Annotated in this window: 12 protein-coding genes; all 12 read left to right on the forward strand. The window is 43.6% G+C overall.

Annotated features, from left to right (window positions below):
• Positions 1 to 4: 4 nt before the first annotated feature.
• The 12 genes from nusA to HNR41_RS02795 all read left to right on the forward strand — a co-directional run bounded on the left by nusA (position 5) and on the right by HNR41_RS02795 (position 14,671).
• Entirely contained in the window at positions 5 to 1,060 is a 1,056-nt protein-coding gene (gene nusA / locus HNR41_RS02740; RefSeq protein ID WP_184281486.1) for a transcription termination factor NusA, read from the forward strand.
• 11 nt (positions 1,061 to 1,071) lie between these two features.
• On the forward strand, positions 1,072 to 1,356 hold the full coding sequence (rnpM, locus tag HNR41_RS02745) for an RNase P modulator RnpM (RefSeq protein WP_184281489.1): 285 nt from the start codon (positions 1,072 to 1,074) through the stop codon (positions 1,354 to 1,356).
• Positions 1,353 to 1,649, forward strand: coding sequence for a L7Ae/L30e/S12e/Gadd45 family ribosomal protein (locus HNR41_RS02750; RefSeq protein WP_184281491.1), 297 nt, complete (start codon positions 1,353 to 1,355; stop codon positions 1,647 to 1,649). The genes rnpM and HNR41_RS02750 overlap by 4 nt, the downstream gene beginning before the upstream one ends.
• Positions 1,650 to 1,663: 14 nt before the next feature.
• Positions 1,664 to 3,757, forward strand: a complete 2,094-nt coding sequence (gene infB, locus HNR41_RS02755) for a translation initiation factor IF-2 (protein ID WP_184281493.1) — start codon at positions 1,664 to 1,666, stop codon at positions 3,755 to 3,757.
• 2 nt (positions 3,758 to 3,759) lie between these two features.
• Positions 3,760 to 4,110, forward strand: coding sequence for a 30S ribosome-binding factor RbfA (rbfA, locus tag HNR41_RS02760; RefSeq protein ID WP_184281495.1), 351 nt, complete (start codon positions 3,760 to 3,762; stop codon positions 4,108 to 4,110).
• Between the two features lie 182 nt (positions 4,111 to 4,292).
• Positions 4,293 to 5,243, forward strand: a complete 951-nt coding sequence (gene truB / locus HNR41_RS02765) for a tRNA pseudouridine(55) synthase TruB (RefSeq protein ID WP_184281498.1) — start codon at positions 4,293 to 4,295, stop codon at positions 5,241 to 5,243.
• Positions 5,230 to 6,168: a riboflavin biosynthesis protein RibF gene (ribF, locus tag HNR41_RS02770; protein WP_184281500.1), complete on the forward strand. Its 939-nt coding sequence runs from the start codon at positions 5,230 to 5,232 to the stop codon at positions 6,166 to 6,168. The genes truB and ribF overlap by 14 nt, the downstream gene beginning before the upstream one ends.
• 158 nt (positions 6,169 to 6,326) lie before the next feature.
• Positions 6,327 to 6,596, forward strand: coding sequence for a 30S ribosomal protein S15 (gene rpsO, locus HNR41_RS02775; protein WP_184281502.1), 270 nt, complete (start codon positions 6,327 to 6,329; stop codon positions 6,594 to 6,596).
• A 251-nt stretch (positions 6,597 to 6,847) separates the two neighbouring features.
• Positions 6,848 to 7,834, forward strand: a complete 987-nt coding sequence (locus HNR41_RS02780; RefSeq protein WP_184281504.1) for a nuclease-related domain-containing protein — start codon at positions 6,848 to 6,850, stop codon at positions 7,832 to 7,834.
• A 481-nt stretch (positions 7,835 to 8,315) separates the two neighbouring features.
• Positions 8,316 to 10,436 carry a polyribonucleotide nucleotidyltransferase gene (gene pnp, locus HNR41_RS02785; protein ID WP_184281507.1) on the forward strand — a complete coding sequence of 707 codons (2,121 nt, stop codon included), beginning with the start codon at positions 8,316 to 8,318 and terminating at the stop codon, positions 10,434 to 10,436.
• 36 nt (positions 10,437 to 10,472) lie between these two features.
• On the forward strand, positions 10,473 to 12,146 hold the full coding sequence (locus HNR41_RS02790; protein WP_229714922.1) for a ribonuclease J: 1,674 nt from the start codon (positions 10,473 to 10,475) through the stop codon (positions 12,144 to 12,146).
• An 83-nt stretch (positions 12,147 to 12,229) separates the two neighbouring features.
• Positions 12,230 to 14,671, forward strand: coding sequence for an FtsK/SpoIIIE family DNA translocase (locus tag HNR41_RS02795; RefSeq protein ID WP_184281509.1), 2,442 nt, complete (start codon positions 12,230 to 12,232; stop codon positions 14,669 to 14,671).
• Positions 14,672 to 14,679: the final 8 nt, after the last annotated feature.

Raw genomic sequence — 14,679 nt, forward strand, 5'->3', positions numbered from 1 at the left:
TTGAGTGAATCAGGAACTATTGAATGCAGTTGAATTTATTCATAAAGAGAAAAACATTCCGATGGAAGTGCTTGTGGATGCAATTGAAGCAGCACTGATTACTGCATATAAGAAAAACTATACAGAGCACAAAAACGTATCTATTGATTTAAATATGGAAACAGGTGCTTACCGTGTAATTTCACGTAAAGATGTAGTAGCTGAAGTTGAAGATCCGACAGCAGAAATCGATCTTCTAACAGCACAAAACTACAACCCTGCATATGAAATCGGCGATCCGTTTGATGAAGATGTGACACCGCAGGATTTCAACCGCGTAGGCGCCCAGGCAGCGAAACAAGCTGTAATGCAGCGTATCCGCGATGCTGAACGCGGCATACTGTACGATGAGTTTATCAATAAAGAAGACGAAGTGCTGACAGGTCTTATCGACCGTGTTGACCACCGTTTCGTTTATGTCCAGCTTGGAAAAACTGATGCAGTGCTTGCTGAATCAGAGCGTATGCCTAACGAGTCATACATTCCGAATGACCGTATTAAAGTTTACGTAAACAAAGTTGAGCAGACGACTAAGGGGCCTCAGATTTTCGTCTCGAGAACCCACCCGAATCTGTTAAAACGTTTATTCGAAGAAGAAGTACCGGAAATTTTTGACGGTACTGTTGAAGTAATGAGCGTTGCACGTGAAGCGGGCGAACGTTCGAAGATCAGTGTATTCGCTAAAAACGAAGACGTTGACGCAGTCGGTTCATGTGTCGGTGCGAGAGGTGCCCGTGTTGAAGCGATCGTTGATGAACTGAACGGCGAAAAAATCGATATCGTGCTCTGGGATGAAGATCCGAAAGTATTCGTAAGAAACGCACTGAGCCCGTCGCAGGTCGTCAGTGTTAAAGTTGACGAAGATAACAAATCAACAGTCGTTGTTGTACCTGACCACCAGCTGTCACTGGCAATTGGTAAAAAAGGACAAAACGCACGTCTTGCTGCAAAACTCACTGGCTGGAAAATCGATATTAAGAGCGAAACAGATGCCAAAGAAGCCGGCATCAGTAACGACTAGAGGTGAACTGAATGGCACGGAAAATTCCGATGCGCAAATGCATCCTGACGAATGAAATGCATCCAAAAGCAGATTTAATCCGCGTCGTTGTTAATAAAGAAGGCATGGTCGCGGCAGATGCAACAGGCAAGCTGAACGGCCGGGGCAGCTATGTCGTAAAAGATCTCGACAAAGTAAAAAATGCCCGCGCCAAAAAAGTGCTGGAAAAAGTAATTGGTAAATCAACCGAAACACTAGACCCGGTATACGATGAGATTATCCGTCTCATTTACAGAGAGGATATTCCAAAACGATGAATGATAAAATATTAAGTTATATCGGTTTAGCGACAGGTGCGGGTAAAACTGTAACCGGTGAAGAGAAAACTCTTGAAGCTATAAAGACCGGAAAGACAAAAGTTGTGTTACTTGCGGCAAATGCGGGTAAAAGTACAGCAAAGAGAATTAAAGACAAATGTGCAACGTATGAAGTCACAGTAATTGACAAGTACACAAACGAAGAGCTGTCTCAGGCGACCGGCACATATAACAGGGTCGTACTGGCAATTTCCGACAAGGGATTCGCCAGAAAGATAAAAGAGCTCCTATAGAAGGGATTGGTTCAATGAGTAAAATTAGAATTCATGAGTACGCCAAAGAAAAAGGTTTAACAAGCAAGGAAATTATCGATTTCCTTGAATCGAAAAAAATCGAGGTTAAAAGCCACATGTCTTCACTTGAAGACGATGTGCTGAAAGTTCTCGATGCCGAGTTTAATAAATCTGCCAAAAAAGCAGAAACTAAGCCGGCCGGCAATAAACCTGCTGCTAAACAAAACAGCAAACCGAACCAGCAGAAAAATAATAACAACAAAAACAAAAACCAGAAAAACAAGCAGAACCAGAAAAATAACGCGCCTAAAAAACAGGAAGTTAAAAAAGAAGAACCGAAACAGGAAGAACCTGCTGAAAAGCACTTCACATATGAAGAAGGTATTACAGTCGGCGAACTTGCAGAAAAAATCGGCGTAGACTCTTCAGTTATCGTTAAAGATTTATTTATGCTCGGTATCGTAACGAACATCAACCAGTCGCTGGATCAGGACTCAGTTGAAGTCGTTGCGGAAAACTACGGTTTCACTTCTGAACTCGAAGTATTCGTAGATGACACAGACCTTACGAACTTCTTTAACCTGGAAGAAGCGGTACTTGATGAAGAACGTCCAAGCGTTGTTACAATTATGGGTCACGTTGACCACGGTAAAACAACACTGCTTGACTCAATCCGTAACACTAAAGTAACTGCAGGCGAAGCCGGCGGTATTACTCAGCACGTTGGTGCCTATCAGATTGAACACGGCGACAAGAAAATTACATTCCTTGATACACCGGGGCACGCAGCGTTTACAACAATGCGCGCACGCGGTGCTCAGGTAACGGATATTACTATTTTAGTAGTTGCAGCGGATGATGGTGTAATGCCTCAGACAATCGAAGCAATCAACCATGCGAAAGCGGCAGAAGTGCCGATTATCGTAGCGGTTAACAAAACAGACAAGCCGACAGCTAACGCAGACCGCGTTATGACTGAGCTTGGTGAACACGGTCTTTATCCGGAAGACTGGGGCGGCGACACAATCTTCGTTCCACTTTCAGCTTTAACAGGCGACGGAATCGACGAACTTCTTGAAATGATTACTTTAGTCGGCGAAATGGCTGAACTTAAAACGACAAGCAAAATGGCTGCCGTTGGTACAGTAATCGACGCTGAACTCGATAAATCACGCGGACCGGCAGCGAGCCTGCTCGTACAGCACGGTACGCTTAATGTCGGAGATTCAATCGTAGTCGGTTCTACATTCGGTAAAGTCCGTGCAATGGTTTCAGATACAGGTCAGCGCATTAAGTCTGCCGGCCCGTCAGTACCAGTTGAAATTACAGGTATTAACGACGTCCCTGAAGCAGGAGACCGTTTCGTAGTATTCAAAGATGATAAGAAAGCACGTCAGATCGGTGAAGCCCGTCACGAAAACAAAGTTATGCGCGACAGAGAAGTAAACCAGAAAGTATCACTCGACAATCTGTTCGAACAGATGAAAGAAGGCGAGATGAAAGATCTTAACCTTATCATCAAAGGTGATGCCCAGGGTTCAGTTGAGGCACTTGCTGCTTCACTTATGAAGATCGACGTAGAAGGCGTTAACGTCCGCATCATCCATACGGGTGTCGGGGCAATTAACGAATCAGACGTTACACTGGCAAACGCTTCAAGTGCAATCATTATCGGGTTCAACGTCCGCCCGGATGTTAATGCGAAACGTGCAGCAGAGCAAAACAAAATCGACATGAGACTTCACCGCATCATCTATAAAGTGATCGAAGAAATCGAATTCGCTATGAAGGGTATGCTGGATCCCGAGTACGAAGAAAAAGTTATCGGTAACGTGGAAGTACGTGAAATCTTCAAAGTATCCAAAGTGGGTACTATTGCAGGGGCTTACGTTACAGACGGTAAAATTACACGCGACAGCGGTGTACGCGTCATCCGCGACGGCATCGTAGTTTTCGAAGGAGAACTCGATACGCTGAAACGTTTCAAAGACGATGCAAAAGAAGTGACTACAGGTTACGAATGTGGACTTACAATTAAGAACTTCAACGATATCAAAGAAGGCGACCAAATAGAGCCATTCATTATGGTAGAGATTGAGAGGAAATAATTATGTCAACGAGAAATGAACGCATAGCAGAAGAAATCAAAAAAGTGCTTAGCGAAGAAATCCGTACAACAGTAACAGACAAAGAGCCGGACATCGGTATGGTAACAATTACCGAAGTCGAAGTGACAAAAGAAAACGAAACAGCGACAGCTTACTATACGTCACTGAACAACAACAGAGAATTCGTGCAGGAAACGCTTGATAAATTCAACGGCTTATTCAGAAAAGCAGTTGCATCAAACATCCGTCTCCGTAAAGCACCTGAAGTGAAGTTCAAATACGACACTTCAATCGATTACGGTCAGAAGATCGAATCACTCTTAAGCGATATTAAAGAACGCGACGATAAGTAATAAATAATAATTAATGGTGGAGCGGGACAGCAGTCACCAGCATTGACCAGATAAAACCGCACTCGACTCCCAGGGGAAGAGCACCAGCGTGAGCCTGCAGGCTCACGCGGTGCCCCGGGAAAGCGAGTGCGGTTTTTATTATTTTATAATATACTATACATAAATTAAGCAGGTGAGTTTTAATGGCAAACAATAATATCCACGGCGTCATCCCGGTCGATAAACCGGCCGGCATGACTTCACACGATGTCATATATAAAATGCGCCGTGTTCTCGGCACGAAGAAAGTCGGACACACAGGTACGCTCGATCCTTCCGTTACAGGCGTGCTGCCGATAGTTATCGGTGATGCAACAAAGCTGACTGAAATTTTGCAGGAACGCGATAAACAATACATCGCCACTGTGACACTTGGACATACAACCGATACTGAAGATGCGACAGGAGAAACACTTGAAACTGCAGAAGTTGCAAAAGGCAGTGTAACAAAAGAAGATGTACTCACTGTAATTGAACAGTTTAAAGGCGACTACAACCAGACTGTGCCGCTTTACAGTTCGGTCCGTGTGAACGGCCGTAAACTTTACTGGTACGCACACGAAGGCATCGAAGTCGAACGTCCGTCACGCACTGTGAAGATTAAAAATCTGGAACTGACGTCGGATATCCGTTATGAAAATGGAGAGATATCATTTGATATTGATGTAACCTGCTCAAAAGGAACGTACATCCGCACACTTGCAGTCGATATCGGCAAGGCGCTCGGCTACCCTGCGCACATGTCTTATCTCCGTCGTACCGGGTCATGCGGATTCACAATTGACCAGGCGGTCAGGCTCGATGATTTAAGAGACGGTACAGTAAAAGCAGAGCCGATTCCGGTCATCAATGTGCTGGACGGTATACTCAGATTTGACATTAAAGATGAAGATTTATTATTTAAAATCACACACGGGCAAAAAGTAGTAAAAAGTGATATATTAACAATGCTGGGGTTAACTGAACTCGATACTATTTTATTTACCCGCGGTGAGATGCCGCTCGGAATTTACAAAACACATCCGGAAAAACCTGATCAGTTAAAACCATTTAAAATGTTTAACAACTTATGGGGGACTTATGGAAATAATTAAATTGCACTATCCAAACGATGAAGCACTTTCAAACATAGAGCCGTCAGCAGCAGCATTAGGTTTTTTTGATGGTCTCCACTTAGGTCATATCGATGTAATCGATACGATGAAGGAGATTGCTGAAAAACGCGGCTTAAAAAAGGCAGTCATGACATTCGACCCGCATCCGTCTGTCGTGCTGGATCCAAAAAAACAGCGTACAACTTATTTAACGCCGTTTGATATTAAAATGAAAAAACTGGAAGAACTCGATATAGATTATGTATTTGTAATTAACTTCTCGAGCGCATTTGCAGGACTTGATAAAGACTTCTTCGTCAGGGAATATATTATCGGCAGCAAAATCCGGGAAGTCGTTGCCGGCTTTGATTATACATACGGCAAAAAAGGCAGCGGCACAGTAGCAGACTTAAAACAGTACGAAGAATTCAATACGACAGAAGTGACAAAACACGAACTTGCAGACGATAAAGTATCGACGACGCGCATCCGCGAATATCTCGATAACCATCAGCTCGATGAGGCCAACGCTGCATTAGGGCGCGCTTATGATATCGAGGGGATTGTTGTGCAGGGTGAGAAGCGCGGCCGAACAATCGGCTTTCCGACAGCAAACATCGAGCCGAACTACCGCTACTTTATGCCGGCTAAAGGTTCATACGCTGTGACGATGACGATTGAAAACGATGATACGCTGTACAAAGGTGTGGCAAGTGTCGGCGTTAAACCGACATTCCACGATAACGCCCGCCTGACGACAGAAGTATATATCTTCGACTTTGCCCGTGATATTTATGGGGAAAACGTGACGATTCACTGGCACCATTTTGTCCGCGGCGAAGAGAAATTCGACGGCATCGAACCGCTGATTAAAGCGATCGACTCAGATGCGAACATCGCACGTGAGATGCTGAAAGACAAATAGTCCTGACATTCAGCGGGGTCCGGTTTTTATCTTGTAATGAATACTTGAAAAACTGCGCGTAAACGTATATAATATTACGAGTACCTTATCTTGGCATTGTTGAAGCTCCGACGCATGCTCGGATACAGGTGTATAAAAATTATTAGGAGGAAATTATAATGGCAATTTCACAAGAAAGAAAAACAGAACTTATCGAAGAATACCGCGTACACGAAACTGATACTGGGTCACCGGAAGTTCAAATCGCAGTATTAACTGAAGAAATCAACACTTTAAACGACCACTTACGTATGCACAAGAAAGACCACCACTCAAGAAGAGGTCTTCTTAAAATGGTAGGTCGCCGTAAGCACCTGCTTACTTACCTGCGTAACAAAGATGTAGTCAGATACCGCGACTTAATCGCTAAACTTGGTCTGCGTCGTTAATTTATAATATTAAAACCGTTCCTCTGATGAGGAGCGGTTTTTTTGATTTAAACTTTTAATTATATAACATAATGGAACGTCAGGTGCTTGTTTCTGTTAAATTTATACATACATATAATGGAAATAATGTGGCAAGTGGTCTGAAATTCACTGCAGTTTTACTATTTTTGATAAAACATGAACTTTTTAAAAGGAAACTGCTGTTTTCGCCTATATATAGAGTAGAGGAATCTTTTTAAGGAGGAAGTGTAATGTACTTAAATGACAGAAATACGACACCGGAACTTTTGCATTACAGAGCTTTAAAGAAAAGAATGGATTTAAACTTTGAAGATGCACGGAATTTTAAAATTTACGAGACCGGATTTTCCGGAGAATGTTTATACGATAATCTGTTCGACGAAGCCGGGCACGATAATCTCTTTATCTTCCGCGACGTTTATCTTACTGCCGGAAAGAGCGGTGCGCAGTATGACAGTATTATTATTGCTGATGATGCAATTACGGTGAATGAGATTAAAAACTACAGCGGTGAATATTATTATAAAGACGGACGCCTGGTTAAGAATAATGAAGTGGTTCCTGACAATCCATTTACGCAGGTCGACCGTGCGGTGGGGAAACTGTACCGCATCCTCCGGGAAAATAGAGTATCTGCTGAAATTAAGGGTAAAGTAGTATTTCCAAATGACGATTTCAGACTGTATTCAGAAGACAATTCAATCTGGAAGAACGTTGTGATACGTATGGATTTAAAGAAATACTTCCGTCAGTTTCAAGACAGTTATAATACTGAACAGGCTGACAGAATCATAACGCTGATACGAAAACATGTGACTTTAAATCCGTATTTCAATGGAAGTTCCGACGTCGGGAAAATCCGTCAGGGATTGTACTGCGGTGAATGCGGAAGTTTTGAACTCGATAAAGGACGTTTCCAGTTAACATGTACGAAATGCGGTACAATAGAAAGTAACGAAACACACCTGCTCCGCGCAATGAGCGATCATAAATACCTGTTTTATAATCAGCCGATGACGAAGCGGTCACTGCTTGAGCTCATAAATAATCAGATGCACACTGTTACAGTACTTCGTGCTTTAAAGAAACATTGTGATGTAATTGAAAACGGGAGATATACATCGTACCGTTTTAAATACTATGATCACGATACTGCAATTAAAGAAGCGAGAAAAACACAAAGATATAAAGACAAGCTGGGTAATCTGGCTGAATAACGGAAGTTTATCGTTTTAAGTATCAATGAGGGCGTTTCATAGTCACGGTAGAACCCCAGCGTAACAATGAGGGCGTCTCATAGTCACGGTAGAACCCCAGCGTAACAACGAGGGTGTCTCATAGTCACGGTAGAACCCCAGCGTAACAACGAGGGTGTCTCATAGTCACGAAAGACCCCCAGCGTAACAATGAGGGCATCTCATAGTCACGATAGAACTCCAGCGTAACAATGAGGGTGTCTCATAGTCACGGTAGAACCCTAGCGTAACAATGAGGGTGTCTCATAGTCACGGTAGAATCCCAGCGTAACAATGAGGGTGTCTCATAGTCACGATAGCACCGCAGCGTAACAATGAACGCTTCTCATTGTTACGGAACACGCGCCTTCACACTAAAACCCAACACCTTTTTATATATATATTTTACATTAAAAATGATATGATAATTATAAGTGCCAAAGCTAAGGAGAGAAAACAAATTATGAATGAACAGACTAAACAAGTGTTTGAAACTGAGTGGGGCGGTCGCCCGCTTATTATAGAGTACGGGGAAATGGCTAAGCAGGCGAGTGGTTCTGTACTTGTACGTTACGGCGATACAGTAGTACTCTCTACAGCAACAGGGTCGAAAGAGCCGAAGAACATCGGTTTCTTCCCGTTAACAGTAGCTTACGAAGAGAAAATGTACGCAGCAGGGAAAATTCCCGGCGGTTTCAATAAGCGTGAAGGGCGTCCGAGTGAAGATGCCACGCTTACGAGCCGTCTGATTGACAGACCGATTCGTCCGTTATTCCCGGACGGTTACCGTCACGATGTACAGGTAATGTCCATGGTATTATCTGTAGACAATGATGCATCTCCGCAAATGGCAGCAATGCTCGGATCTTCAATGGCGCTAAGCGTATCGGATATTCCGTTTGACGGACCGATTGCCGGCGTTACTGTAGGTTTAATCGATGGGGAGTTTATCATCAACCCGACAACTGAACAGATGGAACAATCGGAACTTGAACTTCAGGTTGCGGGAACTTACGACGCAGTAAACATGGTTGAAGCAGCGGCACAGGAAATTCCTGAAGATATTATGTTACAGGCGATTCTTTTTGGTCACAAAAACATCCAGGAACTTGTACAGTTCCAAAATGATGCGATTGCACAGATTAACCCTGTTAAACGCGAAGTAACAGTTGAACAGATTAACGAAGAATTCCGTGCACAGGTTACAGCTCAGGCCGAAGGTATGAACCTGTACGCTAAAATTCAAGAAAACGACAAGCAGACACGTGAAGAAAATATTACTGCGGTGAAGCAGGATATTATTGCGAGCTTCGACGAGAATGCTGAAGACTACGACCTGCTGGTTGCAGATGCTTCAACTGTATTCGACGAGCTGGTTAAAGCTGAAGTACGCCGTCTGATCACAGACGATAAAGTACGCCCTGACGGCCGTGAGCCGGCAGAAATCCGTCCGCTTAACTCGCAGGTGGGTCTGTTGCCCCGCACGCACGGCTCAGCTTTATTTACACGCGGGCAGACTCAGGCTTTATCTGTAGCAACTCTTGGCGGTCTTGGTGAACACCAGATTATCGACGGTCTCGGTCTTGAAGACAACAAACGCTACATGCACCACTATAACTTCCCGAATTTCTCTGTCGGTGAAACAGGGCCGATCCGTGGTCCCGGCCGCCGCGAAATCGGGCATGGTGCTCTCGGAGAACGTGCTTTACTGCAGGTTATTCCAAACGAAACTGAATTCCCGTACACAATCCGTGTAGTGTCTGAAGTTCTTGAATCAAACGGTTCATCTTCACAGGCATCAATCTGCGGTTCGACACTTGCATTAATGGATGCAGGGGTACCGATAAAAGCACCGGTTGCAGGTATTGCAATGGGTCTTGTTAAGAAAGATGAGAACTACACAATTCTGTCTGATATTCAAGGGATGGAAGATGCTCTCGGAGATATGGACTTTAAAGTTGCAGGGACGCCTAAAGGTATTACTGCAATCCAAATGGATATTAAAATCGACGGTTTAAGCGAATCTATTCTTGAGGAAGCTCTTGAGCAGGCACGCATCGGACGTCTGCACATTTTAGATAACATGCTTGCAACAATCGACACGCCGCGCACTGAATTATCAGCGCACGCTCCGAAAGTTGAAGTTATGCATATTAAACCTGCCAAGATCCGCGACGTTATCGGACCGGGCGGTAAGAAGATTAACGAAATTATCGACGAAACAGGCGTTAAACTGGATATCGAACAGGATGGTACTGTATACATCGGTTCAAGCGACCAGGATGCAATCAAAGCAGCACGTAAAATTATCGAAGACATTACGCGTGAAGCGGAAGTCGGCGAAATTTACGAAGGTGAAGTACGCCGCATTGAGAAATTCGGTGCATTCGTTCAGCTCTTCCCGGGCAAAGACGCACTTGTACACATTTCACAGCTCGACACAGCACGCGTCAACAAAGTTGAAGATATCGTTAAAGAAGGCGAAACAATGCGCGTAAAAGTCACTGAGATCGACAGACAGGGCCGCGTTAACGCATCACGTAAAGTATTACTTGAAGAAGATAAAGAGAAAAAAGAAGACTAAATATAACTGCCGGAAATTAACAAGGAGGACTTCAATGTGAAGAAAGAAAGTAAAAAAGCACATGTGAAAATCGTTCCTCTCGGCGGCGTTGGTGAGATTGCAAAAAACATGTATGTTGTTGAAGTTGACGACGATATGTTTATTCTCGATGCGGGTCTTATGTTCCCGGAAGATGAAATGCTGGGTATCGATATTGTCATACCTGACATTTCATACGTTCTGGAAAACAAAGATCGTCTGAAAGCGATTTTTGTTACACACGGACATGAAGACTCAATCGGTGCAATTCCTTACATTATTCAAGAATTAAACGTACCCGTTTACGGTTCCCGTTTAACACTTGCTTTAATTAAAGAACGTCTGAAAGAGAAGAACGTTAAGAAAAAAGTTAAGTTTTACGCAATCAACAGTGAATCAGTAATGAAATTCAACGACACAAATGTGGAGTTTTTCGAAACATCACACAGTATTCCCGATTCATACGGAATCAGCCTGAATACACCGTATGGTGCAGTTGTTTATACAGGCGAATTCAAATTCGACCAGAGCTTAAAAGGCAACTACGACTACAACATGTCGAAAATGTATTCACTTGCAGCTAAAAACAAAACGCTCGCGCTGATCAGTGACTCAACAGAAGCTGAAAAACCGGGCTACAACGTAGCGGAAAACCTGATTGAAGGCGCAATTTTAGATGCGTTCCAGAAATCAAAAAACCGCATTATCGTATCATGCTATGCATCAAACTTCGTACGTATCCAGCAGGTGCTGACTAATGCTGCGAAAGTTAACCGTAAAGTGTCGTTCCTTGGACGTACACTTGAATCATCATTCAAAGTGGCAAGAAAGCTCGGATATTTCGATATTCCGGACGGACTGCTTTTACCGAGCCATGAAATTAAAGACTACCCGGATAACGAAGTCGTAATTATTGCTACAGGTTCACAAGGTGAACCGATTGAGGCACTTGGTAAAATGTCACGCGGCCAGCACGAAGTAACGAATATTAAAGAAGGCGACGAAGTTTACATTCTGACGACGCCGTCATCAAATATGGAAGTTGTTCTGTACACAACGCTTAACGAACTCGTTAAAGCCGGTGCACAGATTAATACACCATCGAAAAATATTCACGCTTCAGGTCACGGACTTGCTGAAGAACTTAAAATGATGCTGAACATTTTTAATCCGGAGCACTTTATTCCTGTACAGGGTGAATTCAAAAACCAGATTGCACATGCACGTCTGGCGACTGAAACCGGCGTTAAAGCGGAAAACATTTTCCTGCTTGAAAAAGGCGACGTTGTTCAGTATGACGGAGAGAAAATGTTCAGTACCGAGAAAGTCGAAGCAGGCAACGTACTGATTGACGGAAGCGGTGTCGGCGATGTAGGTAACATTGTACTCCGCGATCGCAGACTTCTTTCTGAAGACGGGATCTTTATCGCTGTCGTAACAATCGACCGTGAATCAAGAGCTATCATGGCAGGACCTGAAATTCAATCACGCGGTTTTGTTTACGTGAAAGAATCGGAAGAGCTTATAAAAGAAGCTTCCGAGCACGTAAGAGATATTGTCGAAGACAATATCAGTGCGGGTAAAATTGAATGGAGTGTCTTAAAACAAAATATCAGAGATGACCTCGGTAAATTCCTATACGATGAAACGAAGCGTCGTCCGATGATTATTCCAATCATTTCTGAAATATAATATAGTATAAAGCGACGGAGATATTAGGATAACCTTATATCTCCGTTGTTATAATTAAAAAGTGAAAATGAAGGTGGTAAAAGATGGCGACTAAACGAAAGCGCACTGCGAAAAAGAAAAACAATGATAAGAAAACGTATTATGCGAGTTTTGCTTTAATCATTATTATTTTACTTATCATTACAGTATTCCAGCTGGGCCTCGTCGGAGAATATACCGATGCAGTGTTTAATTTTCTTTTTGGCACAAGCCGCTACTTTACATACCTCGTGTTATTGCTCGCGAGTTTCTATTTGGCGACACATTTAAAATTTCCGTTTACCAAACGCATGCTCGGTTATTTAATGATGCAGTTCGGCCTGTTGTTCCTGCTGCACTCGATACTTTATTTATCGGACCGCGGCAGAACAGATAATTATTATGCATTTGCAGATATGCTCAACATGACGAGAGAGCCCGGATTTGACTTTACCGGCGGAGGAATTATCGGCCAGACGCTGTTTAATTTTTCAGCAACAAGCATCAGTTTCTTCGGTACGCTCTTAATCGGCTTAATATTTATTTATCTGAGTGTAATTATTGTCCGTCATAAGAGCATTGAAGAATCACTCCGCAATGACTTTAACTTTGTTATACGCGGATTGACTGCAATCGGGGCGGGCATCGTCAGTCTGTTCGAAAGGTTTGCTGAATGGTTTAAAAACCGTCCGAAGAAAGAAAAAGAACCGAAAGCTAAAAAGCCGAAACAAAAGTCAGAACCGATTATCGAATCACCGGCTGAAGAAAAACCGGTTGAAAAACGTACTGATAAGAAACGTAAAGCACGCTTCAGTAAAAAAGAGGAAGAGCCTGAAACGGATTCTCTTCTTGAAGAAGCTGATGAATACGTTGAACCTGAAGTATACGATTCGGAAATCCTGATGGAAGAATATAAAGAAGAACCGGTACCTGATAATATGACGCCGGAAGAACATGCACTGAAGATTGAAAAAGAAGTTGAAGAGAAGAAAGAACTTGAATACGATACGCCGGATGATGACGGTGCAGTTGATATTCCTGAAGGCGAGGCAGCTGACAGTGAATTCGAAGAGTTCGATGATAAAGAACTCAAGCAGCTTATCGAGTACAAGCTGCCGTCGATCGACCTGCTCAACGATGCAGAACCGGGCGAGAAAGTCAGCAACAAGGAAGTCATCCAGCAGGGGCGTATTCTGGAAGAAACGCTCAGGAACTTTAATGTCAATGCGAAAGTGTCTAAAATCCGTATCGGGCCTGCAGTAACGCAGTTTGAAATCCAGCCGGACGTCGGAGTGAAAGTATCTAAAATCATCAATCTTCAAAACGATATTGCGCTCAGTTTAGCTGCAAAAGATATTCGTATTGAAGCGCCGATACCGGGTAAATCTGCAGTTGGTATTGAAGTGCCGAACTCGGTTGTCAGCATGGTGACGCTGCGTGAAGTGATTAAACGTAAATCATCGGATAACCCGCTTGAAGTCGCACTGGGCAAAGATATTTCCGGTGCGCCGATTATGGCTGAACTTAACAAGATGCCGCACCTTCTTGTGGCAGGGTCTACAGGAAGCGGTAAGTCCGTATGTATAAACGGTATTATCGTGAGCATTCTGTTAAATGCAAAACCGCACGAAGTTAAAATGATGATGATCGATCCGAAGATGGTAGAGCTGAATGTCTACAATGGTATTCCGCATCTTCTTGCTCCGGTAGTCACAAATCCTCAAAAAGCGAGCGATGCGTTAAATCGTATCGTCAGCGAGATGGAACGCAGATACGATCTGTTCAGTGCATCGCATACGAGAAATATTGAAGCATACAACCAGTATCTGGTCCGTCAGGCGGAAGATCCGGAGAAAGTTCAGAAGCTGCCTTACATCGTCGTTATCGTCGATGAGCTTGCCGACTTAATGATGGTTGCATCTAAAGATGTTGAAGCGTCTATTACACGTATTGCACAGATGGCCCGTGCTGCCGGTATTCATTTAATTATCGCAACACAGCGTCCGTCAGTGGATGTTATTACGGGGATTATTAAAGCGAACATTCCATCGAGAATTGCATTCAGTGTAAGTTCCCAGACGGACTCCCGTACAATTATCGATTCAATGGGTGCCGAGAAACTGCTCGGACGCGGGGACATGCTGTTCCTGCCGTCAGGACGTTCGAAGCCGATCCGTGTGCAGGGAGCGTTTTTAACTGATGATGAAGTCACTGATGTTGTGAAATACATTACAGATCAAATGAAAGCAAATTATGAGAAATCAGTTATAATGAATCAGAAAGAGACAGTTGCTGCACCGGTCGAGTCGGAAGATGAACTTTATCCGGATGCAAAATGGTTTGTAATCGAAGAACAGCGTGCGTCGGCAAGTCTCCTGCAGCGCCAGTTCAGAGTAGGCTACAACCGTGCAGCGCGTCTGGTGGATGATTTAGAAGCGAACGGGGTTATCGGACCTGCGAGCGGTTCCAAGCCGCGCAGTGTCTTAATGGAAAACCACGAAGACTAGTTAGGAGT

This window comes from Jeotgalicoccus coquinae, from assembly GCF_014207425.1.
GTDB classification, from domain to species: domain Bacteria; phylum Bacillota; class Bacilli; order Staphylococcales; family Salinicoccaceae; genus Jeotgalicoccus; species Jeotgalicoccus coquinae.

Excerpts from the sequence above, each read along its gene's own strand:
- rnpM (WP_184281489.1), top strand. The coding sequence starts at position 1,072 with ATGGCACGGAAAATTCCGATGCGCAAATGCATCCTGACGAATGAAATG.
- HNR41_RS02750 (WP_184281491.1), top strand. The coding sequence starts at position 1,353 with ATGAATGATAAAATATTAAGTTATATCGGTTTAGCGACAGGTGCGGGT.
- infB (WP_184281493.1), top strand. The coding sequence starts at position 1,664 with ATGAGTAAAATTAGAATTCATGAGTACGCCAAAGAAAAAGGTTTAACA.
- rbfA (WP_184281495.1), top strand. The coding sequence starts at position 3,760 with ATGTCAACGAGAAATGAACGCATAGCAGAAGAAATCAAAAAAGTGCTT.
- truB (WP_184281498.1), top strand. The coding sequence starts at position 4,293 with ATGGCAAACAATAATATCCACGGCGTCATCCCGGTCGATAAACCGGCC.
- ribF (WP_184281500.1), top strand. The coding sequence starts at position 5,230 with ATGGAAATAATTAAATTGCACTATCCAAACGATGAAGCACTTTCAAAC.
- rpsO (WP_184281502.1), top strand. The coding sequence starts at position 6,327 with ATGGCAATTTCACAAGAAAGAAAAACAGAACTTATCGAAGAATACCGC.
- HNR41_RS02780 (WP_184281504.1), top strand. The coding sequence starts at position 6,848 with ATGTACTTAAATGACAGAAATACGACACCGGAACTTTTGCATTACAGA.
- pnp (WP_184281507.1), top strand. The coding sequence starts at position 8,316 with ATGAATGAACAGACTAAACAAGTGTTTGAAACTGAGTGGGGCGGTCGC.
- HNR41_RS02795 (WP_184281509.1), top strand. The coding sequence starts at position 12,230 with ATGGCGACTAAACGAAAGCGCACTGCGAAAAAGAAAAACAATGATAAG.